Origin of the sequence: Prevotella sp. MGM1, assembly GCF_002933775.1 — a bacterium.
Lineage (GTDB): Bacteria > Bacteroidota > Bacteroidia > Bacteroidales > Bacteroidaceae > Prevotella.
Genome location: NZ_BEWV01000099.1, coordinates 1 through 26674, shown reverse-complemented (window position 1 = coordinate 26674; position 26674 = coordinate 1). Strand labels below are relative to the sequence as shown.

Genomic DNA, 26674 nt, shown 5'->3' with positions numbered 1-26674 from the left:
ATCTCCATGCAACTAACACAAGCAATATATAATATCAGATTTGTGCTAATAGGCCTGTTGATGCCATTCGGCATCACGGCCAATGCACAAAACGTGGTAATAGGCACATGCCGGACAACAATAATAAAATCCAACGACAAGAAACACGAGACTGTTTCTTTCCATATCTACAAAAACAAAAGACAGGCCGAAAACGCGCGTAACATATTGAAGACAGCCGCCACGGCTGAGGAACAACCCGATGCCACTGGAAACGAATGGAACAACGCCATAACCAAATTGGGCATCACATGGAGCAAATCAAGGCCCAACGGACAGTTTAAGTTCGAGGCATTTGAAGGCCAGGCCATTCTCGTCCACTATACAGACAATGTCATACACCTACTGGATATCGTCAACGTGGAGAAAGGAAAAACCGAATATCAAATAGAGATGAAAGACGAAAAATCTCTACGCGACGTTGAGGTAAGAGGCAAGAACAAGTTTACAGGCCCGAGAATAAAGAAAGTCCCCGGACAAGACAATGGTTTTGAGGTGTCACTCAACGTCAATCTCGAATTGCCCGAAGGCTGGGCGGGCGATAATTCGCGCCTTATCATACAGCCCATGGCGATCGACTGCCAGACGGAAGATACCGTGAGCTATCTCACGCCGCTTGTATATGAGGGAGCCAAATACCACGAACTGCAAGACAAACGCATGGCTTTCGATTACGATGAAAACGACTCGCTCGCACAGTACTATAATCCAAGTCCCGTGCTCAACGGGCAATACCTCCGGATAGACACACAGGTTGTATTCCGCAAGCCCGACAAAGACAAGACATACAAAGGCGTATATTACGCTATCCTCGAAGACTACCACCATGTCTTCTATAACAACGGCGGCGAGGGAACAGGCTCATGCCTTTCGTTCAGGCCATTGAAATTTCTCGATTTCACCATGGCAGCCGAAGATATTCCGCTCACCGAAGATTTTAAAGAGAATGCCGAGCAACGCGCCCACGACGTGACGAGAACACTTAATATAAAATTTGTCACGGGAAAGAGTGAACTGACACCTGATTCGGCCAATATGGAAGAGTTCGGAAAGATGGGACGCGAGTTGAAATCATACGGCAATCTGTTATTCAGCGTTAAGGTAACAGGTTCATCGTCACCCGAAGGCAGCAGAGAACGAAACGCCGCCTTAGCCCGCGAACGTACCAATTTCGCTGCCGGAATATTGAGAAGAGCAGTACGCGGACAAGATGCATCCGTAAGCACTGAGACAAAAATTTTCACTTGGGAAAACGTTGTTACGCAGCTTGCGGCCCGAGACACCACTAAAGCATCAATGCTCAACAATCTCATATCAGGACAGCCCGACCCCAACATGGCTTATCCGCAAATCAAAAACCTACCTTTCTATGAAAGCGATATAGAACCGATACTGGCCTCAATGCGTAACATGAAATGCAGCTACCAGTATATAGACAAACGTGTTCTTACTCCCGAAGAAGCCGTCGAGACATATTACACTCATAAAAAAGATTTCATCAGCGGAGCGAAAGACGACTTGTCAGACGGTGATTTCTATAATCTTTTCAACGAAATAACCGACAGCGCAGAGGTCGACACGCTCACGATGATCGCTTATCGCCACATGGTGAGACAAGACGGATACGAGGTTTTGAAGATGTCGCCATATATAGCCAACAAGATGGCATTGCTCAACATACGCCGCGGAATGCCCGACCTTGAAGTGCTACGCCCGTTTATCGATTGGAAAGTGCAGGCCGTCGACAAAGAAAGACATATCGACGCCTATACTTCTTCTGTCATCAACCGTCACGAAATACTCATAAACCAGGCCATACAGTATTTTCAGGAACTGAAACTCGACACAGCCGAGACGCTTATCGATTTTGTAGGTTCAAAGACAGTGAAAAGCGCACAGTTGTCACAAGTACTCTTTTTCGTGCGTAACATATTTCTCGGCATCGGCGGCCAACTCGACGGAAATGATGCGGCAAAATTCGAACAGGCATTCAATATGGTGCTGAATACAAACAAAGACAACCGCGCCATACTTTTCTCCGAACTGCATGAGAGCCTCGGCAAGACCCGCAAGGATGTAGAGCCTATAATAGACAAAATGGACGACAACAATCCGAAGAAATGGTATCTTAAAGGAATCATCTGGAGCAAGGAAGCAGGCAAAGAGCCGAAAATAAGACATGATGATACGACAGGTGATGACCTTGGTAACGGTTTCAGGCTAATGTCGGAAGACGAGCTGTCAATCCTGATGATTACCGACCCGAAAAAATATGCCGAGTATAATCTGTATGTCAAGGAACACCCAGAGGAAGCGGAAGCGCTCAGAAATCCGAAACAACAAGTTGAGGACGACGGCATCAAATTGGACAGCATACCCCACTATCTCGCTTACTTCCAACACTCGTTCGATATCGAGCCGAAATACAAGCGTTACTATTTCAATGAAGGTAACGTACCCGACGAAACACGAAAAATTTACAAATACAAGAAAAAGAACATACCGGCATATCGCAAACTGTTCAAGCTGCTCATGGAACAACGTGAAACCGACGAACAGTCAGGACGGCAGACGACCGGCAAAGGCGAAAAGCCCGAAACCACAAAAGACGAAAATGACAACGGCACGGAGACCGAACCGGAAACAAATGAAGAAAAAGAAACAAACACCAATGAAAAGTAAGGCCGCAACATTACTGCTGTCACTCATCGGCATAGCCATCGGAGCGCAAGCAAGCACTATGCAACCGGCTATGACGGAACTTGGCAACGACACCATCGCACTCGATGACATTGAAGAGAGCGACAACGATACCGTCGGCAAAAGCCGCCTGAACACCGCCAACAACTTCAACGCACTGAGATACGTGCTCGACAAGCGGTATCACGGCCATGGAGACCAATTCACGAAAAGACTCAACGATCATCTTTATATCCTTTTCGGACTTGGAACCACGCAGATGGTCGCTCCCGAAAAAGGTTATCGCTTCAACACACTGACAACCATCCAGCTCGGTGCCGGCAAAGAGTTCACCGAGTATCACTCGGTGCGAGTCATCCTTCAAAACTCATTCGGATACCAGCAAGACCGCGATATATCCTTCAATCGGTTAGGAGCGACGGTCGACCACCTATTCTCGCTTTCTTCTTATTTCACAGGATATGACCCTACACGCCTTGCCGACTTCTCCACACTCGTGGGGGTGGGCGTGCATCATTCACGACTCGGCAAGGATATACGCAGCGGCATGTCGGCCGAGGTTCATCTCGGCATGCAGGTTAAATTTTTCACCGGCCCGCAGGGATATATCAACTTCGAACCTTACTTCGGCTTTTCGACAGACAAGATGGACTTGAACACAAACAGGAACTGGCGCAAGACCGACATGTTCTACGGAGCCAATATAAGCTACGTTTACTACCTGCACAACAACCTGTCGGCACAAGCCCGCCTGAGATACATGAGTAAAGTTCCCGATGACATCATATTGTCCGAAAACTTGGAACCCGCATCGTGGCGTGTGCCTTGGATTGCCGAGTTCTCCACGGGCATATCCATGATAAGCTCCCCAACTCTCGGCATCGGGCAGACCTTGGGCAGCAACATTGCCGTGGGCGTGGGCAAATGGTTTTCACCGGTCGTAGGCCTGCGGCTGACCGGAGAACTTTCTTCCACACGTTGGAACCAAGAGCCTGTCAAACTTGGCACCGATGACAATATATATACCCAAAACCTGAGCAATGTCTATGCCGGTGTACGTGCCGAGGCTATGTTCAACCCGCTCGGTTTCCTCAAAGACTTCGATTGGGACAGCGACATGGGCGCATATCTCGTAGCCGGTGGCATGTACGGCCGTATGGTCAAATACCAGGCAGAGAGACTGAATTGCAACAGCGAGGCATATACCGCAGGCATACATCTGTGGAAAAAACTCGGCAACGGCCTGCAATTGTTTGTCGAGCCACGATATACACATTACGTTTACAACATCCCTTACAGCAATGTGAAGTGGAACAAGAGCTTCAGCGACGACGGTCTCAACGTCAATGTCGGCCTCACAGTACTTACATGCGGCAAGGCATTCAGAAGGCAGACCGGTCGTGACGAGCAAAAAGCCGTCACCATGAAAAACCGTCTGAGTGTCGGTGTGGCGGGAGGTTTCAACATCACACATACCAAAACGAACCTCGACGGTGCCTCTTCCATACCATGGAACGCCATGATTTTCGGAGAATACAACTTCAACACCATTTCATCGTTGAACGCATCATTCGAATATCTCACCATATCAGGTAGAACACTCGGCAAGTATTACGACCTGAACATGATGGCCGAAGAACCGGAAAAGACACGCATATCGGCAAACGGGCTGTTGGGACATGAGTATTCGCTCGGACTGCTGTCCGTCGGATACGGTATCGACCTCGGAAGCCTGTTCGTCGGATTCAGCAGCAGCAATAAATTCGGAGTCAACATCATCGCAGGCCCTACCGCAATATTCACACTCAGTCACTCATCGTCACTCGACGGCACACAACCGGTAAGAAAAGGACACGTCATTGAAATAGCCGAAAATCCGAAAACGAAACTCGGCATAGGCGCACATGCCGGCCTGCAGCTTCACTATCAGCTAAACAACAAAATAGCCCTTGTGGCAAAGCCTGTAATCTACATGCTCGGCACTACCGACATGAAAACGATCGATTTTCAAAAAGGCAGGATCATTGAAAGCATCAACATTGGCGTAAGATACAGCTTCAACACACACGTAACAAAACAAATGTACAGATGAGAAATAATGTATTAATCTGCACCGCAATGGCGATAACATGCTGTTCAACAGCCTTGGCGCAGTCAAGCGCCAAGGCGACAGTCGGCGCCGCAAGAGCCGTTATCAAGAAGTATGCACCCAAATATACGGCACCCATCATGGATGAGCTATGTGATAAATTCAAGAAAAACCCCGAGGTTGCGGTGGGAATTGCAGACGCATATCTATACAACCAGCGCGACACGGCAATGGCACACAGGTATCTGAATATCGCATTATCCATAAACAGCAAATATTCACCGGCATATCTGCTTGGCGGTGAAATAGAGGAATCGGCAAAAGACACCGCCAAAGCCATCGGATGGTATGAGCGGGGAATCCATACTGATCCTGCCGCTCCCGAATGCTATCTGGCATACGCCAAACTCATAAGCATGAAAGATCCAGCCAAATCGCAAAGGAAAATAGAAGAGTTGCTGACGCATAACCCTGATTATCCGGTAAACCTCGAACTGGCAAAGATGTATGAAAGAATCGGCGACAATATGGAAGCCGACAGCGAAGAACAAAAGGAAGCATACGGAAAGAGTATTGAGTTTTACGGCAAGTGCAATCTTGATTATATTCCAAAGGCGAAATTGGAATCATTCGGTATCATGCTATATGCCAACAGCAAAGACTATGTCAAAGCCATCGAGGTTGCCAAGTTCGGTATTAAGAAATATCATCCAGTGAACGGAAGTTTCAACAGACTGGCAATGATGGCAAATTTCAACTTGCAAAGATGGAGTGACGTAGTATTATTCGGAGAAGCATTATTAAAATCGGACAGCACGAAAATATCACTCGATGATTATTGGAATTTGGCGAGAGCCTACCGGAATACCCAAAAGTACGATAAGGCCATATCCGTTTCAAGGCAACTGACCGGCAACGATTCGATAAGCGACGAAAAGAAACTGCCGGTATATCTGCTTATCGCACAATGCCGGAAGGATATGGGAGACTGGGCAAGCGCGAAGAGAGAATACGAGTCATATATGCAAAAGAAAGGCGAACTCGGAACTATAACCGCCTATGATCTCAGCGAATATGCCGGAATGTATTTAGAGCAATCGAAAGAGCTTAACGGTGAAGAGAAACTGCAAGCATATAAAGAAGCCGATGCCATATATAAAGAGATGGCCGATAAGTTCCCAAACAACATTGATTTTGCCTTGATTAACAGACTGGTAATAAACTCAAAGATTGAACAAGGAGATTTTGATGCCGGACTGGCCGGGCCGATTGCGGAACAGTTAATAAGCGTGATGCTGGCTAAAGCAGAGCGGAACACAACAGACAACGCACGTCTGGTTACTGCGTACAACTATATGGCAAACTACTATCTAAGAAAGAAAAAGTCGGATATAAAGATGTCGAAAGCCTATTTCCAAAAAGTCCTGGACATAGATCCTAATGACGAGAATGCCCGAAAAGCCGTCACCATATTAAAATAATAAACGATACTACGTACCACGACATCAAGCAAAAGGCGCAGCCCTCACGGGTTGCGCCTTTCATTATGGTATTTAAAAGCTATTGATTTCAGAAATAGTAAGCAGCTGAAATCTGCCATGCGTTCATGCGAGCGCTCTTAGTACGATGAAAGACCTGATTACCGACAGATTCCCCAATATTGAACTCACCCGTTTTACCGCATGCGATGTTATATGTAAATCCAATCTCAACATGGTTGACGAGTGAAACGCCTGCGCCAAGATTGACGCTCAGGTTTGACTTCTTCATCTCAAAATCGCCATCAAAGAAGTTCTTCTGGCCCACATTGAAACCGAACTGAGGACCGGCAGCGAAATAAATACTTGCCATACTTCCCAGGCCTATGCCGTAACGCAGGTTGATAGGAATGTTGATGTTCTTCTGGGATATTGTCTCTGCTCCGTCTTCATCTTTCGATTCAATATCACGCTGATCATAGAGTGCGGCGGCGTCAAGACCGAGACCTACGAGCGGAAGAGTAACTTTCACGGTAGGACCTACGAAAAATCCCGTTTGATTTGAGCCATTAAAAACTTCTTTGTCAAAACTCATGCTTGTCACATTAAGACCACCTTTGAGTCCCAACTTAATCTGTGCCTTAGCGGGAGCCGCTGAAACCAAGGCTGCGGCAAGAGCCATAATAGTAAAAATCTTTTTCATATAATAACGGTTTAAATGTTATGCTACAATAGTTTATATGTATTGGATGATATATTTTTACGCACTTATTGACGGTCTGATGTTCATTACCGCACCATACAGACTTTTCAATGTCTCTGGCGGCGGACGGTAACACGGGCTGCCGAAGAGCCGCCCGACGACCGTGGCGATGAGCTGCGACGGCGTACTTTCGTCGTTTTCTCCGTTTCCGATTTCGAACCGCTGCGGCGCGATACCTTCCGTGCTTTGGCGGCCGCTTTGGGGTCGAGGTTGGCTATGCTGTCGAGAGAATCTTTCTTTGCCTGATCCCCGAAGATATTTTTCTCAAACGAGGTCAGTTCCCCCTCTATCTTACGCTGCTCTTTCGCCATCGCCGAGTCTGTGGTGCAATACTGCGCGAGCGTGCGGCCGAGCATGTTGTTGGTCTTGTATATCTTGCCCTCATACTTGGTAAGCGTGAAGAAGTCGGCCATCGTCATGGTGGCGGCGTTGTTCAGATTGCTCGTCATCACGGTCTGCCTTGTGAGAAAAGGTTCCACGTCACTGTACTTAACCCAGAACAACGGATATTTGGATGCCTCTCCGCCGAAATCGTCTTCACGCATCATCACCGGACAGAAAGCCAACACCTTGCGATGGAAAGTCGAGTTGGCCTGATCATAATATGCGCTTTCTTTCAGGTAATACAGTTTTACTTCGGCCGAAGGTATATCACTGTTATCCACCCGCAACTTACCGTCTTTCTCCTCATAGAATATATGATAGTTGTCGAGCACTGTCTTTATCTTCACCTTGGCCGCATCACTGAACACCTCGCTGCCGTCGAGCCTGTACTCGTATACAGGAATATATCCGTTAAGGGCAAGTTTGAACACGAATGTGAACAGGTTCAACTGCTTGTCTATCGGCTCCACGGGATAGTAAAGACCCGCATTGGCATCCTTGTTGAGATCTATCTCCCGATATATGTCACGGCGCCACACCACATCCTCAGGCATGTCTATCGCCGTTGGAAACATCAGTTGCGCACGCTGCGACAACTGCGGTGCACCCTGACGGGCTGCGGCAGCCTGCTTCTCGGCATTACGGCGAGCCTTGGGCTGTGCCGCAGCTGACACAACCGCAAGCGTTATGGCAAATATGAACAATAGTCTTTTCATATATATATAAATTCTTTTTGTTTTCAATATCACTTCACTATCACTTCCATCGAAGCCTGCAACTTACGCTGTATTCCATCCGGTCCCACTGCTGTTACGCGCGATATGTAAAAGCGCCGGTTGCGGGTCAGTTTGCGGAATGTATCCTTTTGCCGTGCGGAGAACCGGTCTCCTTCGCTCACCATCGGCACAGCATTACCCATATTGTCGAAGAATACCGTCTCAAAACCGAGAACCTTGAAACCGATGTCAAGTATTCCGTCGTCTATTGCGGCTCCTATTCCCGCAGCACCGAGCAACGACGCCTTACTTAGCGCGCCGCCCTTATACCGTGTCGGGTTGCCGTGTTCATCGGCCATGGCTATATATGCTGTCGGGTCGGGCAACTTACGCACACGGAAAGTATACTGTCCCATCTGCTGGGCGCGTCCCGTATTGGTAGACATTACCGTTATCGTCACATCCTTGCCCACCGCCGAAGGGCGTGCTATGTACCTGCCCGGTCCTACCGGTGTGAGTGTCCCTCCGCTTATCGAGGCCGTGACCTTGCTGAGCGGTACGCCTGGAACGCTGATGCTTATCGGGTTGCTGTATCCGGCATAGAGCACGTTCATAAGGTCGGCCGACACCGTGGCGCTCGGATCCACTACGGTATATTTCTGGCTGAAATCACGCCTTATCCGCTCACCGCCGCCGTTGACAACCTCCATATATCCGGCAAGCGTGAAGTCACCGGTGCGGCTGCATACCGTCTCATACAATCCGCCGCTCAGGTCTACTTTCCTGTTTCCTATGTATATATCAGGTACCTGCGTGGTATCCACCGCCGCCATTACAATCTGCGCCGAGAACTTGTCTCCCCGCACGATAGTCTGCGAATTGGGTATGACAAAGGCATTAAGAGAGTTAACGCGTATATCCTTCACGTCGATATTAGCCACGAGCGTGTGAAGTACCTCACCCTCGGCATACCGTATGTCGCTCTGCAACTTGGAAAGCAGCGTCACCGCCGCTGCCACGGGCATATCCTCGAACATGTATTCCTGCCAGTTCTTCCCCATTGCAGTGGCGTTTTTCGGTATTACCGTAGCCAGATTGTCGTTTATTGCCGCACGTCTGGCAGGGTCGGTAATCATCTTCACGATTCTGTTCCTGAACGAATTGACAGCTTTGTAAAGTTCGGCTCCACGTCCACGCCCAGGCGACAGCATCACCTGATTGGCCGCCTCGAGATTCTCTTTGTTCCTGATGTTCCTCACGTCAAAGTTCTTTCCGTCGGCCTCGGCCACGATGGCGGCTTTCAGTTCGTCGGCAAAGTTATACAACGAGTCGCTCATGCGCTTCACCTCACGCGCCTTGTCAAACCACGCCTTCACCTTGGCGGGGTTCGCCTTCATCTGCGCCTCGAAGTCATCATATACGACCTGATTCTCCTTCGACGAGTTGGCGGTGGTGCGGTTGAGGCTGTCTTCCACTATGGAGAAGCCGTTGAGCACTTCCGTCGACACGTTCAGCGCAAGCATTGCCATCAAGACGACATACATAAGGTTTATCATCTTCTGGCGCGGAGACACCGGTCTTTTCTTTATTGCCATAAGCTTTTGGTCTTAAACGTTGACGCTCTTCATGTTTACGGTCATCGCCTCTATCATGCGGGCGTATATCTTGTTCAATTCGGCTATCTGTTCGGCCATACGGCGCGACTGCTCGTTAATCTGGTCGATAGTGCCTATCTGTGCGCTCGCTCCCTTAAGCTGCATTTCGTATACCTTGCATATACCGGTGAGCGTGCGGTTGAGGTTTTCCATTTCCTCGGAGTCGCGGGTGAGCCGCTGGCTCTGCTCCGACACCTTGGCAAGCATCTCGGTGAGCTTGTTCAACTCGTCCACATAGTTGCTCGTGGCCTCCTCCATCTCTGGCGATACCTGCTGTTGCTGCCGTATCCATGCCTCCGCACCGCCGGAAACGTCTGTCTGTCTGTCGCCGCCGGCCACCGGCATTCCATCTGCCGCCATTCCCGCATCTGTTCCTCCGGCCGCCATACCGCTGACACCACCTATTATTATAGTGCCGCCCGCCCGGGTTCCCGCAGCAATGCTTGTATCCGTACCGTTCTCACCGGCAATGCTGTCATCTTCCTCATCCGTCACATGCGTGGGCAGATCCTTGCCGTCGGCCGTTTTGTCGAACGGACGGTCGAAAGCCGATATGAAGAACACCACCACCTCGGTGCCCATGCCGAGATACAACATAATGTTGGCACCCGGAAGGTGGGTCAGCTTGAACATCGTACCGAGGATAACGATAGACGCGCCCCAACTGTAAGCATAGTTCATGAATGTCTGTCCCGGCACGCTGTCGAGCCATTTCTGCAACCGGTAGACTACATTATATTTGCTGTATTCTGTCATCTCTTCTTCGATTTTTTAGATTTCTCACTTGTTGTATTGGCCAGACTGCGCACACAGCGGAAGCCGATGTACGAGCGTGGCTGGTTCTGATATTCAGACGAGCGCCATGCCGAACGGATATATGACTCGGGATCTTTCCACGAGCCGCCGCGCACGCTCTTCTTTTTCAGTCTGTACGGATCTTCCTTGGCGGCGTTGTATTTCAGCTGAGGATTGATGTCGTTCATCGCTTCCACTCCCGCCTCGGTATACACGGTGCTTGTCCACTCGGCCACATTACCCGCCATGTCAAACAGTCCGTTACTGTTGGCCGTGTATATACCCACCTTGCTGGTTATCAGATTGCCGTCTTTCGTATAGTTTCCGTTGTCGGGCTTGAAGTTGGCGAAGAAGCATCCCTTGCCGCTCACCACCTGCTCGTCTTCCCACGGAAACTCGTTCTGGTCTTTGCCACGCGCGGCAAACTCCCACTCGGCCTCTGTGGGCAGGCGGTAACGCTGCACATAGCGGGCCGCGGCGCCGAGTCCTCTGAGCAGATATTCGGTGCGCCATGCGCAGAAGGCGTTGGCCTGCTCCCATGTGACTCCCACCACCGGATAGCCGTTGTATGCCGGATTGCTGAAATAGAGACGCATGTATGTCTCGTTGTCGGCATTGGGGAAGTCGTTCACCCAGCACGTCGTGTCGGGATATATGTTCACTATATATGTATTGAGAAAATCCCACGGCCCGCTGAGCGGCCTGTTGATAGTCTGGCTTATGATGCGTCCCTCATCGTCGATATATGCCGTGTCTTTCGATATCCACACCTGCCGGGCAGGATCTACGCTTATATCGGTGTTGAGATTACGCTCTCTCGGGTCAAGACGATACTTGCGCTTGGCCGCCTCGGTATAGTCGTATACCTCATAGCGATAGTTCATCTGGCTTGCGTCGAGCATCTTCTCGCCCGTCACCGGGTTTGTGACATATACGCTCTCTATCGCCCGCTGCTCGTCCTCGTTGGGCTTGCGTGGCAACGCTTTCTTCCAGTTGAGATACGGCTTGACGGGATCTCCGTTCTTGTCTTCCTCTATCTTGTATGTCTCATCGCCTCCGTAGGCCGGATCGGCGAGCCGCTCGCGGATGATGGAATCGCGCACGTAGTATACAAACTGGCGGTATTGTGAGTTGGTGATCTCCGTCTCGTCCATCCAGAAGCCTTCGACCGAGATGTCTTTCACCGGTGTCTGCTTGCCCCAGAGGCTGTCTTGCTTCTCTATTCCCATCCTGAGGTGACCGCGCTTGACGAGGGTCATGCCGTATGGCGTAGGCTCCGTGAAGGCTCTGCCTCCGGTGCCGGTCACCTCTCCGCCCGAAGCCGTGGCCGTCTTGCCGCCAAAACAGCTCGCGAGCGCGAGCGTGCCAATGGCACAAAGGAGTATGATGCTCTTTCTCATATTCATAATTTAGCTGTTCTCACACTTTTGTTTATAGTATTCTTACGCTTTTATGCTTGTTGCGTCCTTTCTTGCCCAGATTCACGTCGGTACGGTAGCTCATGAACAGCTCATGCCCGCCGTTGCCTATGCTGATGGCCGAGGTGTATATCTCGTAACTGTAACCGAGACTCACTCCGTGGAAGTCGCCGCCTATCATCACCGTCACAGAGTTGGCTGGGCTGTAAGACAGGCCGGCATACATCACCTTCTTGTCGTTGGTATACTTCACCCTACCGGACACATCCACCCGATAGGCATTGCCGTCTGTACGCGCCAAGAGTGACGGATGTATTGTTAGAAACGGATTTCTCAGCTTAATATTGTATCCGCCTGTCAAATAATATGCAGCGTCTATCTTGAAGTTTTGCCGCTCGCCGAGTTCTATCTCAGGGCCGTTGATGTGCATGACAGACAGGCCGGCATACCAGTTCCGATGAGTATAGTAGAGGCCGGCACCGAGGTCAAGCCCCGTCCCGGTGACCTCTGATGAGGGGAATGCCGGATCGTCAGGCATGTCCGTGTCCACCTTCGACCCATCGAAATTCTCGCTCAGCAGCCCCAAATGGATACCGGCACCGAGCATTCCGCCGAACAGCTTATGCCGGAAAGCATACTGCAAGGCAAATTTCTTGTGAGAGAAAAGACCGATATCGTCGCTCATGAACTGCACTCCCACTCCATGATACGATTTGAGAAAAAAGAAAGGCAGATCGCCTCCGGCATACATTGTGCGGGGATTATTCTCAAATCCAGTGAGAGCCATGGCGTATGCGGCAGTAACGTTAATCTTCGACTCCTTACCCACAGCTGCCGGATTGAACGACGGTTCCATCGCCCAATAGTGGGAAAAGGAAGGGTCATACTGCCCTCTTGCCCACTGCGAGGCAAGGGCAAAGACACATAATATTACGATATATCGTTTAAACACGTATATATAACGTGAAATACATTTATTTATTGTATAAGTATGAAAATCGTCACACCTCAGACCGGAGACACGAAAAAAGACTCGGAACAATCACCGGTATCGCGCAGGATTTTCTATTTCAAGAGAAAACACAGTGTAAAATCCGTAACATTATTTTCACAATCAACGCACACCTGAAAACATATCGTCTACCGCTTTGACTATCTCGTCGGCCGAGGCGTCTTTCAGAAGCACGGTCTTGTCGGCCCCGAGCAGATAGAGCGACGGCATCTCGGGCATGAAATAAAGGTCACGTCGTGATATGTCGCCGGTGTCAAGCCCCACGGTCCACCAATTGGGCATGGCATGCTTCGTGCGTTGCCACGTAGCGGTGTCGCCATCGGCATATACGGCAAGCACGGCGAGCTGTCCCTCCTTGGCAAGACGGCGCAGCGAGGCTTCGGCCGAAAGACGTGATACGACAGTGGCGCAATGGTCGCAGTCGGGGTCGTATAAAATGAGGATTGTGATGCGGGCGGGCATCTGCATGAGAGTGGCCGGCAGGCCGTCGCGGGTAATAAAAGCGAAATCAGCCGCCACGGTTCCCGGACGGTTCTTGCTTATCGCATCGAGAAGAAATGAGGCACGGTCACGGCCGGCGGCACCGATAACGGGCGATTTTGCGGCATTCTTCAGAAACATGGAATAATACCGCTCGTCACGCATGGGCGAAGCTTTTTCATACAGATACTTGGCGGCAAGCCGGCAAAGCGACGTATACGCCGCGGTGTCGGCACCGGCACGGCGCATGAGCAAATCCACCGAACGCTCCACGGCGGCAGTATCGGCATGTGGGAATAGAGAAAAGAAGTTTACGAGATTACGCTCCATGAACCGCTCGTCGCGGCAACGCAACGTGTCGGAAAAGTCGAGAGCATCCCAGAAATGTGCCGCCACGTATGCGGCACGTTCCGTCGGAACACGGAGTGTGTCGGGAACGGCAGGCAACGGAAGGTCGGCTACGGCGGCAACAGAATCGGAGACTTCAGCACTCAAAAAGCCTGTACCGCACGGACCGTGCATGCCGGCAACGCATGTTAAACCATAAGCAAGCGTCACAGGGATGAGCATCACGGCCTTTACCGTCACGGAATTATTTGGCTTCATTGACAATCATTTTCAACGAGAAGACTGTTTTTTTTCAATGCAGCGAACAAAACAAGCATGGCTCACGTCTTCTAAATTCTCTTTATCAGTACTACTACCTGGTTTAAAGGGATTATCAAACAGATTATTGATACCCAAAATATTAAAATCCAACGTATAATAATTAATATCCCAACCAATGGTACCTCTCGTTTCTGATCCGAACCTCTTGCCTAACCAATAGGTAGCACCGGGTCGCTTGTAAAAATCATAAAAAAGAGGACGACCCGTCGGATTTCCTATTACTTGTGTCTGACCTGCAGAATATCTAAGCACAGCTGTGAACTTTTCTTTGTTTTTCCAAAGTTCTATTTCCGAATGCTTACGATGTCCGTACCCGGACCTGCCCATAGGGAAAAATACATTCCTGCCACCATGAGAATCTGTCAAAGACTTGTTGTAGACAAAGCAACCGCGCATTCCATACCCTTTGCCTTCATTGTCATAACAATATCCATATACCTCGTCCACATCAGACAGGGTTGAGTCTGCATCGTCACCGTAAAGCACTCCGTAACCTTGAGCTATACTGGAATCACCCAACAGTGCGGCATAATCTTCATATGTAGCAACCTGTATCTCCTTTCCGTTTACAACCGGATTGACAAATTCTCCACTATGGTTCGCGGCTCTTATCTCACTCCATTTCATTGTCCCAGACTTTCCCGCTATTATAAAATCTGTATTTGCATGGTTAGCGAAATCTTTCGGTTGCACATTTCTCGTATTCCAATTACCAAGATCATTAACGTTACTTTTGGCGTCAATAGGGGTATCCCAGTTTCCGAACTTAAACATGGAGCCTTCTTCGGTAGGTTGCCCTGCTTCTTCCGTTCCGGTACGCATATTGCAAAGATGCCACTTTGCCCCACCTTTAATCAACTCTATCGGCGCACTGCCCTGACATACGAATATGAGATGGTAGCAACTATAATTATTGTACTCAACACGAATAATGGCACAGCGTGTTTCCTTTTCTCCACAGCCTTTAAAACGAATTTTAAAGTCTACAGGTGTTCCCGTAGAGCCTTTCACGGTATCTCCATCCAAATGAATGGTTTGGCGGTCACCTGTGACAACATAAGCTTTCCACGGCCCCTCGGAAGTAAATGTAGAATAGTCTTTTGCTGTTTCACTAAGTCTGTGCTTAAGAACCACACGAAACGGTTTTATATTGTCATGCCTGCGCCACACCCCTTTGGGATTTGTAATACGACGCACCTGCATTATATGCGTCTTTGCCTTGACGATACGCAAATTATTCTCCGCATCTTTAAGTTTGACATCTAAATTTAGCACAGCCTTGCGCCTGTATGCCTCATACGGATTATTACCGGTCAATGACGTAGTTGTCACCAACAGTTTCTCACGCGTGAACAACGGTATATGGTATGTAACGGTTTTCGCCTCCGGATCAGTCACGACCCGGTATTGTCCCGAATCCAGGCTTCCGACCAGATTACCGTTATCCACATAAGGATATTCCCTGTCGCCCAATTTTTTATTTTCAAATACACCGTTATCGTCTATATTTAGCCCCACAGTCTTCTTCAAGGAAAGAAAGCCTTTCCATCTATCGGCCGGAAAATTCGGATATACATCGGGATCTGCTTCTTTACAATATTCGAAATCTTTATCAGGATTATACGGAGCCCAGGCATTCGAGTCGATATGCGCCACGATTTTATCAACCTTATATGAGCCGGTGTTTATCTTAAAGGGCAACATCATCGAGTGGTTATAGAGATACGAGATGAAATACGGATCGGGTATCTCCACTCCCGGCATTTCCTCTTCGTAGTCGATATGCCAGTCTACGTCGTTAGCGTATCTGTTGAACTTAAGCGTAAGGCGATAGTGGTGGTTGCGCTCGGCATTATAATCTTTTTCGGTGTCTTTTCCGAGCATGAAGCGATAGACGATGTCGCCGCTGCCCACACGGTCGGAATTAATTGAGCGGTAAAACGCCTTCACTTCTATATACGTGCCGTACTTCTTGTTATCCTTAAATCCCGGCTTTGAGGGATCGTTGCCCTCAGGATAGGTGATGTGTCCCGGATCTTTCCAGTCTTGTTTCTTGCTCTCGCCCTCGCCCTGCATGTTCTCATAGAAATACAGTGCCTCGGCTTTCTCCGTATGTGCGTCGGCACTAAGCCCGTATGTATCCTTATCATAAGGATAGTATGCACGTCCCTTGGTTATTCTTGCCGGCCAGAACTCATCGTAGTTAGTGCCTGTTCCATACGTGATGGTCTCACCATTGGTAATGAGCCGATCGTTCTCGCCCGGCTCATTACTGTCACCGAGCGGACAGTTGAGCGGAATATCCTTTATCTGTACCGACTTCAGATAGATGAACACACCCTCTTCGAGTTTCGAGCCGTCGTAAGCCACAGTCACCTTGGAGGCCGCGCGGCGTATCCATGAATGGAAAGTGGTGTTTTTCTTGTCGATAGTGAGCAGCGGAGCGGTATCTTCTATCGTCTTATCATCACAGAAATGACCGAGCATCTGTCCATTGGCGGATATGTCGTCGGAATTCCACCGCAGCGGAAGGCTCTTCAGGCCGGATACTGTCTTTATCCTGTCGGCATAGCCGGAGAGGTCGCCCATATTGGCCACCACATATATATAATAGCGCCCGTAAGGCACAGACATTGTCAGATCGGCGTGCGGAGTGACGCTCTCCGTATCGGAGACACGGGCTGAGTCGGTCACTACATACGTATCCGGAACACCCGATGTGCCGCCCGCTGTCAGCGGACGGTGATATGCCAGATTGCCGTCGGCATCGTAGAACAGCACACACAGGCTGTTTATGCTCTTTACGGCATCTCCTTCCGAGCGGGTCTTGCCGCTCAGGGCAGGCACCAACGGACTGAACTCCACTGTCGCCGTGACAAGGCTTTGTCCCTCGGGAATAGTGCTGCCGCCTTCAAACAAATCATCGGTACACGATACGAAAAACAACGCTGAGATAATAAGATAAAGGAGATTTCGTTTCATCTTGCTGAATAACATGAACTTGATATTTTACAAACCGAACTCCGGATCAAGGTCTACCGGTATATAAGGCAATACGTCTACATCCCAATCGACGGCCGTCTTGCCTATCGTTATGTTGACAATCACGTGTGTATTGCGGGGAAGGCGCGACAGTTTCGGGAACCAGTCGCCAAGTTCCATGCCGTCGAAAAATATCTTCATGGAATAGTTGCGCTCGTCATCGACCGCCGTATACTTACCTTCGAGAAGATATATTGGTGACAATGACACCTTGCTACCCGCCGACAGGGTCTCGCTCAGCCCCTTGTCGCTGCCATACTCATAATAACCGACATCGGACGGTACATCGTAAGAAGTGATTTCCTTGCAGTCTACACCGTCTATCACGACATCATTATAGATGGTGTTCTTCGGAAGATAATACTCTTCCTTAGCCATCCGGGCTATCGTCAGACCTTTGAGAACGATGTTCCGGCCGCTGTTATTGGTGATATTGAAAGAGAACTTGACCGCGGCACGGGTGACAAACAGTTCATGACGGCTGTCTGTCCCGCCCACCGTGATGTCATGACACTCGCTCATGGGCAACGGCCCTGCAAGCTGTTCGGTATTGTCTTCGAGCCTGATGCGCAGGCCTGATATGTCGGCGGCCGGAAACCGCTCACCCTCCTTTATGGCAGCGAGGTCGTAATCGACCACCTTGCGCATCGTGCCTTCGGCCGTCTTTATCTCCGTGCCCTCGTTTGCAAAAAGGTAAATTCTCTTCTTCTCGTTACCCAATACCTCGAACTTCTCATCACCATAACTGTCGACAGCTGACGAAAGACTGATAAAACGGTTGTATTCCACAATGCCGTCAGGGCGCACGATGACGATGCGCAGCGTATTGATCTTCTCGTTGTTGCCGGCCGGAAGAGCGTCTTCGGCAGCCCTCGTGCCGGGCATCGGGCTATCGGCAACGTTCCCCGCAACGGTCGAAGAGGCATCGGCAACGGTCTTTACCACAGGCAAAGACACATCGGTCATCGAAACGCTTATAGCCAGATTGACCCAAACAGGCTTGTCGACGAAAGCATAGTCATCCGTGCTCTCGCCGCATCCGGCAAACAGGAAAGTGGAAAGCCATAATACAATAGTATGTATATGTATGGACTTAAACATTTCGTATCTATATTCCAGATATATCGTTTATCCTCACAACCCAGTCTTCAATCTTTATATAGGCGCTCATCCACTCCATGTCGTGGCCGAGAAAGAATACCATCGGCCACTCACTCTTGCGGTCGAGAAATTCCTGTTTGCCCATATTAGGATACAAATCGCTCTTGAAAGCGAGCAGATAATTGTTCAACGGAATGTTGATCACTTCCGAACCGTCGGCATGACGGCGCACAATCAGCCTGGGACTGTTTTTCGTCATCAGTCTGGAAACGGACAACTCGGCATAGGCAGCCTCCACGTCGCTGCCGTCCGGCAGTCTGCCGACCACCGCCTGCCCTTTCGTCCACGGCGTGTATGTAACCGTTCCTGCGGCAATCAAATCGTTGTCCGGTCCGAAAAGAGTGTTATCGTCTTCGATGAAGAAGTCGTAATCATTATTGTCAACCTTGATACCGTCCACCTGTTGAAGCATTATCCTTAGATTATTGGTGTTCTTCATCATCTTGACAACACCCTCTCTATACAGGTCTGCGGTAGAGAGAGTAAGCTCTCCCCAATACATCCCGTGCAGGTTCTTACGTTCCTGCACCGTAAGGCAATCGGCATCCATGACAACACGTAGGTCCGAATGGCGCAAGCCGGCAACCGGCTCGGGTATCATCGAGAACGAGCTCCGCTCGCAGGCGATGCCGCCGTATGCCACAAAACGATAGGTACCGGCGGCAAGATCGAGTCTCATACGGTATGATTCGTCGGCCAAAGCATCGCTTTTTTCCGTTATCGTCGTCACATAGTTGCCCTCACTGTCATACACAAGAAGCGTAAGGCAATCCACCTTTGACGGAAAAGCATTGGCAAACTCCATGTTGTAGTCATATACAAAACGCAGTGACACGCCATGCGGACAGGCCTCCAAGTCTTCATAAATGCGTTCGCACGAAGAAAAAGAGGCTGTCATCAGCGCGGCGAGAACCGCGCCGATGAGCCTTGAAATCATATTCCGTCTGTTTTCTCTCATCGTCCGATTAGTTAAAGACAATATCGTTCACACGGACAACCCACGGCAAGACCTCAACCGAAACACGGATATACAGGTCGCCTTTCTCATCCGGAGTATCGGGGTCTACCGGATCGGGATCGTTTTTCGACACACGCGGATGACCCAACTTGCCGATCTCCGTCACCGCCAGCTTATAGACGTTGTTACGTACAACGGCAAATTCCATCGGGCCCATCACTGTCGGGTCGTCATTGTTGTTGTGGCGGTTCCAGTAGTAATAGTAGCAGTAGTATCCGCCGCCATCTTCCTCATCATAGCTTGCCTCATACATAGTGAAGCCAACCTTGGTCGCCGCGGCACAGAAGTCATCGTTAAATCCTCCGTTTTTATCATATATGTCGGCAAGCGATCCCGCTACGGGAGTCACCTCACCGGTTGTCTCGTCTTTCTTGGCACCCTCTCCGAATACGGCACGGAACAGAGCCGTTCCTTCCGCGGCGGCAGACGCACTGGCTATGACATCCTGCGGGTCTTTCTCATCCGCAGCACCTTTCCAACCTACATATATGGTGTTATCAAACACGTATAGCACCGGGGTATCACCGTTTTTAAGTTCCGTCTCGCTATTATATCCGGCCGCCTTTTCTATGGCACCCTTCAGAAGGGCAGGCGTTTTACCGTCTATCGCCATAAACTTACCCTTGAAAACCACACCCGTTGTTATGCCGTTGTTCTGACGTATCTGGCCGTTGGGAGCCACAGGGACAGTATTCTCCGTCACATAGCGCCATATCTTGTAATCACCCTTGCTGTCCGGCTTGTTCCAAGTGTCGTCATTATCATCTTCATTTCCAAGCACTTCGCTTATCTCCGATGTGAACCACTGATTGCGGGCATACTCATTTATAGTCCAGTCGGCATGGCTTTCACCATATCCAAGGCAGAAATTAAAATAGTTTGAGAACTTATTGCCGGCAGTATTATCACCGACCTTGTGGTCATACTTGTCCTGAGCGAACACGTCGACAACATAGTTTTCAGAATGCTCGTTGCCGCAAATACCGAAGCCGGCGCCACCGGGCAGTCCATCGTCAGATACCCTACGGAGATAATAGAACTTCTTGCTCATGTTCACAAGAGCCATCTTCGTCAGCTCCATCATCAGTGTAGCATCCGTTTCCTTACCTACATAGTAAGTATTGGCGGGTGTCGCCGCCGGACTGCCGTCCTTGAAATCGAAACGCGCCACCGAGCGCTCCACGCTAATTGCCCCGCCGTTGTTAATATTGGCATTGCTGCCCGACAGGTTGAAAGGCGATGTCACGAAAGCATAAGCATTCCAATCGTCGAGTTTGGAAGGTATGGCCTTTGTCTCCAAAGATTTGTTGGACATCAATACTGCATTCTTTGCCCAGGGGTTGACACCTGCCACACCTGACTTAGTCTCGTTGACAGTACAAACAGCGTCTGTCCATGCCGTGGCCTCCGCGTCTGTGGTGGCACCGCTTGACTTTTCCACCGCTTTTCTCAAATCTTCCGTATAATTACAGAACGTGAACACATGGACATCGGCATATTCCGACTTCAACTGTCCGGTACCTGCATCCATGTGGTCTCCCGTGTAATATGTGGCTATTGCCGTCTTTTTGAACGATGCCGTGGCTGTCACCGTGGCATTCTTTATTTCAAGCGAGCCATCTCCTTTATCCACCACACCGGCGTCATCGGTATTGAGGTTGTCCACCGTTGAGTAGGTGACAATCTTGTTGTCCTTGTCAGCAAGGACGATAAGCATCGTCGAGACATTGTTCTCGTAGTCCTTTCCCACCTCGTTTCCGCCTGTCGACTGTCCGCCGCCTTCGGTCTCACTGCGTGTTCCTCCCGCAGTCGGCAGCTTCACGTTCACCGCCATGTAAACCTTCTCTCCGTTGTTTACAACAGGATTGTCGCTACCGTCGTTTACCAAAATCTCGTCGTTACTGCATCCCGTCAACATGCCGATGGCAAGGATACCCGATAAAAATCTGCTCTTGACTCTCATTTTTTTTGTTCTGTTTTTTAGTTTCTACCTTTTATTGTCTTGGTCTGTTTGATTGTTATTCGAATTATAATCATGCTCATCTGAACTCTTCGAGCCGTCTGATTTCTGCTCCGGCTTCTTTCAATCCACCGCGCTCAGCCTCAGCGAACAACCGTCCGGCAGCGTCGTAGTCGCCGTTCATCGCGGCATACACACCACGCGTATATACGGCATTGGCCGTATCGCCGGCTTTCGCCAGATAGCGTTCGGCCGCTTTCATGTCCCTGCGCGCCAGGGCGGTACAAGCGGCATTCAGGTTGGCCGTAGCGTCATCGGGATACATTCTCACCGCAATCTCGAACGTCTCGGCATATTCGTCGCTGCCCTGCTCCATCTCCCCGGCTGCCATATACATCTCTTGCAGGCTCAGTTTCTGCGGCTGTGTCTTCAACATGCGCCTTATTTCCGCTATGTCGGTATATTGCCTGATCTTGTATCTCACCACATAGTCCGAGTGGCGTAGTCCCGGATATACGTTCTTAAGCAGGAAAGCATACTCCCTCGGATATGCCGTCTTGATTTTACGGTCTTTGGCATCAGGTTCGAGACCGCCGCGGATGATGGCAAGTATGTCTTCCTTGTTGTCCATATAAGACTCCGCCACGTATTTCTCCAGTCCTTCCCAGTCTTCCGGCTCATAGTCCGTGGCTATCAGGCCTGCGGGGAAGTCATACAGCTTGCGCACATATTCTTTAAGCGCCGCCGTGCGACCTTTGGCCAGGCGGGTATTGTTAGAGTACGATCCTTCCGGCGAGGCATATCCCTTGAAGGTAAGGGCAATGATCTCCACGTCGGGGTCGCTCTTCACTGTGTCTATCGTATGCCATATCTTCTGCAACTCGGCCGGATTATTGCGATAGCCCGGATATATCTCCGTGCGGTTCACGGGGAAGTCTATGTATGCCGAGCCTTGCATGTCACGTATCTTCGGTTCCGCTTTCGGAGAGACATAGATGAGCCTCGGCTCATACACTTTCGGTTCGACGTCGAGCCGCGCAAGCCGGTCCACGCCCATGCTTTCCGACTCGGAGCAGCAGCCGCGGGTCTCGCATACGGCGTTCATATCGGCTCCTCCCATCCATGACCGGTAGGGTGCCACAGTGCGGTATTCGACCACCGACACACTGCCATGACGATAAACATCCATGCTGTCGGCATCCGCACCGGTATTGCGAAGATGGTGGTAATAACGGTTTCGGCCGGCAATCATCACCGGCTTGAGCCTCACTTCGTCCGATTTGCCCCGCACCACCGGCGTGATTATAATCTCGTTGTTGCTCTTCACGTCAAGCGCCGTCACGTCGATGCTCATCGCCACAAACAATTTCCCGTCCGAACGAGACACCGAGAGATCCGAGATCCGCACCCGCTCGTCGAGTATGGCCTGCGCGCCGGCATCCGCCAGACAGGCCGCAAGCAGCAGGCACACGCAATATATCCTGGCTATAATACTTTTCATATCAGATAAAAAACGTTTGTTTCGATTAGAATGCGTATACCAAATTAACCGCAGCCTTGGTCGGCCCGACATAATTATGCGACTTACCCTCGTCTATCTTCTTGCCGCACGTGGCACAGGGATAACTGTCGTACTTGGTATATATGTAGCCGATACCGACCTCTGCCTCAAGGTTCCAGTGCCGGCTGAGTATCCATGCGTAGCCGTATGCTATGCCGGCACCTGCAAACCAGCCTTGAAACCGCTTGTCTGAAAGCCGCGAGAAGTCCGTACCGAGAAAGGATATGCTGTTTTTAATATGTCCCGCATTGTATTCGCCGCCAAGAGCATGGACACCGAAGAAATGCCCGGCGAAGCGGTCGCACAGCCAATACCGTGCCTCAGGCTGCACCAACCAGTGCTTCCATTTACGATCATGCGAAAGTGTCCATGCGTTGTAATTACCGGAGACATCCACTGTCCAGCGTGGAGCAAGCCCCACTTCCACACCGGCATTGGCGGTATATGCCGCAATGTCATAAAGTAAATTTGTCTTCAAAGCAACGTCTTGTCCAGCCGACTTCGATACGACAAACATCATGCCCAACGATAATAACATTATTTTAAGTCTGGCATTCATATCAAAAGAATTATTTTAATATATGTCGTTTAATTTTGTTTTGCCTTCTAAGTATACAAAGTACCCAAATCGTGATATAAAAATATCCTCAACTCGCTGTTATCCCTCCCTCACGATGAAAACACCGAGCCGGGAAACGGTCTTATATGTCTAACAAATCCACATCCCAAGACAGGATTTCCGATGCCCCACAAGGCGGAGCTATTTAAAAAGTTGTGCAAAATTAATTATCAGAAACAGAAAAACAAAGGGATAAAAAGTTATTTAACGTTAAAAACCACCCCCCCCGATTTTTAAAACACTGATTATCAACGAGTTGCCGAATTGTTAATAACCAATAAAATATATATAATTTAACATTTGTCCAACCATAACGGCCTAATAACCGGCATCAACACCAAAACACCCACGTGCCATGACTATATCCGGCCACAGAGCCGGAGACGCATAAAGAAGCAGCCCCGGACTCCTTTCGGATATACGGGGCTGCCTCTTCTATACGTGAAAACACTGTTGCCGTGCTCACATATCTTTACATTTCAATACTCGTCCTCGTTGAATAGAAAATCCTCTTTCGTGGGATAGTCGGGCCAGATGTCCTCTATACTTTCATATACATCACCTTCGTCTTCTATTTCTTGCAGATTTTCCAATACTTCGAGCGGTGCTCCCGAACGGGTAGCGTAGTCGATAAGCTCATCTTTCGTGGCGGGCCATGGCGCGTCTTCGAGCTTTGATGCTAATTCAAGTGTCCAATACATAGCGGTTAAATTTTATCAGTTTTGAATTCGTCGCAAAAGTAGTAATTTTCTTCTTAATCACAAGGAGTTGTCCACATTTTTTCACTTTTACCTGCCATAAAGTTTATTTTTTTAGCTAAAACAAACAAATAGTCTGACAGGCGGTTGACATACCGGCATATCTCGGGAGCCACTTCGGCCAGCGCGGCCAGCGCCACAATCTCGCGTTCGGCACGCCGGCACACCGTGCGGCATACATGTGCCGTGGCCGCGGCGACAGTACCGCCGGGCAGTATGAAGCCTGACACCTCGGGCACACAGGCAATCAGGGTGTCTATCTCCCTCTCCATGCGCTCCACCTCGCCCGCAGGCAGCTTCGCCGAGTCATATAGAGGCGTGCGGCTCCGGTCTGTGGCAAGATGCGTGCCAACGTTAAACAGACAACACTGTATGCGCTCTATCACTTCAATATCGTGGGCCGGGCCGCACTCCGGCCCGTGTGCTCCGGGCCGTGTATCCGGGCGGGCTTCCGCCTCGTGCGAAATATGGGCGGCGAGCAGCCCCAACTGCGAGTTAAGCTCGTCTACCGTGCCGTATGCGGCAAGGCGTATGTCGGCCTTGCTTATCCTTATTCCGCCGACAAGACTTGTCGCTCCCTCGTCGCCGGTTTTCGTATATACCTTTGTTATTTTCATCGTCTTGATATCCAAAATTCCTCGCCCCGCCACCAAAAACCTGACAGCGGGGACTGTCAGAAGTTCACTATATAGTTATGCTTATATCTCTTCGTATCGAAAAAAGCGACTCCGGCATAATACAGGTCGAAAGTGACACCTACACGCCTGTCGGCCGCCACGGCACGCCAGAAACGGCGCGCGGCACGGCTGTCTTTTATCCCCGTGACCACGAGGACAGACCGCCCGGTCGTCTTCCCTACCGCATCGGCAAAAAGCCGCTCCCCGCCGGCCGTGGCCGGAACGACAATAAGATCTGCCGTATCCGCATCAGCGGCATCACTACGCACGGCGGCACGGCGGCAACCGGCACGCAGATAATCGGGCAGGCTGTCGGACACACATCCGTTCACAATCACGGAGGGTTGCAGAAAGTTGGCTATCCTCATGCAGAGGCGTCCCAGCTTCCTTTGCAGCCTGCCGTCGGCGGGATGACGTGCGGCAAGGTCGGCATAGGCATAATACGGATAATGCTCGTTCACCACATAGCGTATGAACGAGTAGTCTGTGGGCGACTGCACGCCAAATCCCCTGCACCGGCCTATGCGGCTGAGCCACACGAGCGCTTCTTTCAGTATGTATATGCTTTCACTCACTATCATATTTTCATGACTTAAAACGCATTTTCGGCCGCTATATTGTGCCATGACGCCTTTATAATTGGATTGCGGCATCACCCGACGGCACGAAACCGGCTCTCAGCATGACGTAAGAAAGTAAATAAAATGTCACGGATTTAACACTTTGTTTTCCGTTGAAATAGAAAAACAATCCGATACGGAGCTATACACATCACGATAGAACGGCCGGCGCGGAATGAAAAACACCCGTTTTTTCGCGACGGGGCGCTCTTTGGAATGCGTTTGGCGGTTAACCGCAAGACGTTTAGACGCTCGTTGCGCCGCAACGGGACGCTAAACGCAAGGTAACGGGATGCCCGTTGCAAAACGGTGGCGGACCGTTTGATGCCGCAGACATGCGATACCAACATATCACACTGAGTGTCAACCGGTTGCACCAAACGGCAAAATACAGCGATATTTTCGGCCACGGGACTTTAATTTTGAAACGGGCGAGTTTTGAAAGGTGTTTTGTAAATATTATTCGCAGCCACGGGACGACAGACGTCAGACCGTGGTTTCAAGACCATCATACCCGTTACACAGTCTGTCACAAATATGAGCATTCAAGGCTGTCACACCCGCACACGGTGAAGAGTACATGCCGATCACATAAATAAATCACAACGCCATGTATTGTTTTAACGTAAAACAACGTTATAAATAATGTGGCGGCAAGCCACGATACAGAAACAGATAAACTTATAACCGATATAATGAAACTACTCTTTCACTTGGAATACCGCACGGTGTTCGGCGAGGAACTAACCCTGAACATCACCGACGGAGACGCCGGGACAGTGGCCGCACACGGCATGAGCACCACAGACGGCATGCACTGGACGTGCGAGATTACGGCCGACGCACGGCCGGGAACATACATGGACTATTTCTATGCCGTATGCCGTGAAGGCTGCATGGTGCGCAAGGAATGGCCGGTGGAGCGTCACCGGGTTGAGTTTGCCGGCGCGGAAGTCACACGGTACACGATGTACGACAACTGGACAGACACGCCCGACGACGCATACATGTACAGCGCTGCCTTTACCGACTGCGTGGAGGCCCGCAAGCGGGACACAAG

19 protein-coding genes and 1 pseudogene are annotated in these 26674 nt (G+C 50.1%); 4 read left to right on the top strand and 16 right to left on the bottom strand.

Features of this window, described 5'->3' with window-relative positions; genetic code table 11:
* Window positions 1-6: 6 nt before the first annotated feature.
* The 3 genes from MoGM_RS03335 to MoGM_RS03325 are packed head-to-tail and all read left to right on the top strand — an operon-like array spanning window position 7 to window position 6309.
* Window positions 7-2721 carry a hypothetical protein gene (locus MoGM_RS03335; RefSeq protein WP_146078631.1) on the top strand — a complete coding sequence of 905 codons (2715 nt, stop codon included), beginning with the start codon at window positions 7-9 and terminating at the stop codon, window positions 2719-2721.
* The gene (locus MoGM_RS03330) at window positions 2711-4831 is read left to right on the top strand and encodes a hypothetical protein (protein ID WP_104368760.1); all 2121 of its coding nucleotides are present in this window, start codon (window positions 2711-2713) and stop codon (window positions 4829-4831) included. The genes MoGM_RS03335 and MoGM_RS03330 overlap by 11 nt, the downstream gene beginning before the upstream one ends.
* A complete protein-coding gene (locus MoGM_RS03325) occupies window positions 4828-6309 on the top strand; it encodes a lipopolysaccharide assembly protein LapB (RefSeq protein WP_146078630.1) in 1482 nt (493 codons plus the stop codon). Before MoGM_RS03330 ends, MoGM_RS03325 begins: the two co-directional genes overlap by 4 nt.
* A gap of 88 nt (window positions 6310-6397) precedes the next feature.
* Here MoGM_RS03325 and MoGM_RS03320 read toward each other — a convergent pair whose 3' ends face one another.
* The 16 genes from MoGM_RS03320 to MoGM_RS03245 all read right to left on the bottom strand — a co-directional run bounded on the left by MoGM_RS03320 (window position 6398) and on the right by MoGM_RS03245 (window position 25575).
* Window positions 6398-7009, bottom strand: coding sequence for an outer membrane beta-barrel protein (locus tag MoGM_RS03320; RefSeq protein WP_104368758.1), 612 nt, complete (start codon window positions 7007-7009; stop codon window positions 6398-6400).
* 107 nt (window positions 7010-7116) lie between these two features.
* The gene (gene gldN, locus MoGM_RS03315; RefSeq protein WP_104368777.1) at window positions 7117-8169 is read right to left on the bottom strand and encodes a gliding motility protein GldN; all 1053 of its coding nucleotides are present in this window, start codon (window positions 8167-8169) and stop codon (window positions 7117-7119) included.
* A gap of 29 nt (window positions 8170-8198) precedes the next feature.
* Entirely contained in the window at window positions 8199-9764 is a 1566-nt protein-coding gene (gene gldM / locus MoGM_RS03310; protein ID WP_104368757.1) for a gliding motility protein GldM, read from the bottom strand.
* 12 nt (window positions 9765-9776) lie between these two features.
* A complete protein-coding gene (gene gldL / locus MoGM_RS03305) occupies window positions 9777-10580 on the bottom strand; it encodes a gliding motility protein GldL (RefSeq protein WP_104368756.1) in 804 nt (267 codons plus the stop codon).
* The gene (locus MoGM_RS03300; RefSeq protein WP_104368755.1) at window positions 10577-12025 is read right to left on the bottom strand and encodes an SUMF1/EgtB/PvdO family nonheme iron enzyme; all 1449 of its coding nucleotides are present in this window, start codon (window positions 12023-12025) and stop codon (window positions 10577-10579) included. Before MoGM_RS03300 ends, gldL begins: the two co-directional genes overlap by 4 nt.
* Before the next feature lie 25 nt (window positions 12026-12050).
* A complete protein-coding gene (locus tag MoGM_RS03295; RefSeq protein WP_104368754.1) occupies window positions 12051-12989 on the bottom strand; it encodes a type IX secretion system membrane protein PorP/SprF in 939 nt (312 codons plus the stop codon).
* 162 nt (window positions 12990-13151) lie between these two features.
* Window positions 13152-14135: a DUF5106 domain-containing protein gene (locus MoGM_RS03290; RefSeq protein WP_104368753.1), complete on the bottom strand. Its 984-nt coding sequence runs from the start codon at window positions 14133-14135 to the stop codon at window positions 13152-13154.
* A gap of 12 nt (window positions 14136-14147) precedes the next feature.
* Window positions 14148-17180 carry a DUF4906 domain-containing protein gene (locus MoGM_RS03285; protein WP_104368776.1) on the bottom strand — a complete coding sequence of 1011 codons (3033 nt, stop codon included), beginning with the start codon at window positions 17178-17180 and terminating at the stop codon, window positions 14148-14150.
* Between the two features lie 27 nt (window positions 17181-17207).
* Window positions 17208-18341 (bottom strand): hypothetical protein, encoded by a 1134-nt coding sequence (locus MoGM_RS03280; protein WP_104368752.1) that lies wholly within the window; start codon window positions 18339-18341, stop codon window positions 17208-17210.
* A 7-nt stretch (window positions 18342-18348) separates the two neighbouring features.
* A complete protein-coding gene (locus MoGM_RS03275) occupies window positions 18349-19359 on the bottom strand; it encodes a FimB/Mfa2 family fimbrial subunit (RefSeq protein ID WP_104368751.1) in 1011 nt (336 codons plus the stop codon).
* Between the two features lie 7 nt (window positions 19360-19366).
* Complete coding sequence (locus MoGM_RS03270) at window positions 19367-21382, bottom strand: Mfa1 family fimbria major subunit (protein ID WP_199181761.1); 2016 nt, start codon at window positions 21380-21382, stop codon at window positions 19367-19369.
* Between the two features lie 76 nt (window positions 21383-21458).
* The gene (locus MoGM_RS03265; protein WP_104368750.1) at window positions 21459-22880 is read right to left on the bottom strand and encodes a DUF3868 domain-containing protein; all 1422 of its coding nucleotides are present in this window, start codon (window positions 22878-22880) and stop codon (window positions 21459-21461) included.
* Between the two features lie 25 nt (window positions 22881-22905).
* Entirely contained in the window at window positions 22906-23478 is a 573-nt protein-coding gene (locus tag MoGM_RS03260; RefSeq protein WP_371410494.1) for a DUF3575 domain-containing protein, read from the bottom strand.
* Window positions 23479-24038: 560 nt separating this feature from the next.
* Window positions 24039-24260, bottom strand: a complete 222-nt coding sequence (locus MoGM_RS03255; RefSeq protein ID WP_004342485.1) for a DUF2795 domain-containing protein — start codon at window positions 24258-24260, stop codon at window positions 24039-24041.
* A 53-nt stretch (window positions 24261-24313) separates the two neighbouring features.
* Window positions 24314-24934 (bottom strand): cob(I)yrinic acid a,c-diamide adenosyltransferase, encoded by a 621-nt coding sequence (locus MoGM_RS03250; protein ID WP_104368748.1) that lies wholly within the window; start codon window positions 24932-24934, stop codon window positions 24314-24316.
* Window positions 24935-24990: 56 nt separating this feature from the next.
* Window positions 24991-25575: a hypothetical protein gene (locus MoGM_RS03245; RefSeq protein WP_104368747.1), complete on the bottom strand. Its 585-nt coding sequence runs from the start codon at window positions 25573-25575 to the stop codon at window positions 24991-24993.
* 734 nt (window positions 25576-26309) lie between these two features.
* Here MoGM_RS03245 and MoGM_RS03240 point away from each other — a divergent pair.
* Window positions 26310-26674, top strand: a pseudogene (locus tag MoGM_RS03240) (4-alpha-glucanotransferase); the annotation flags it as partial.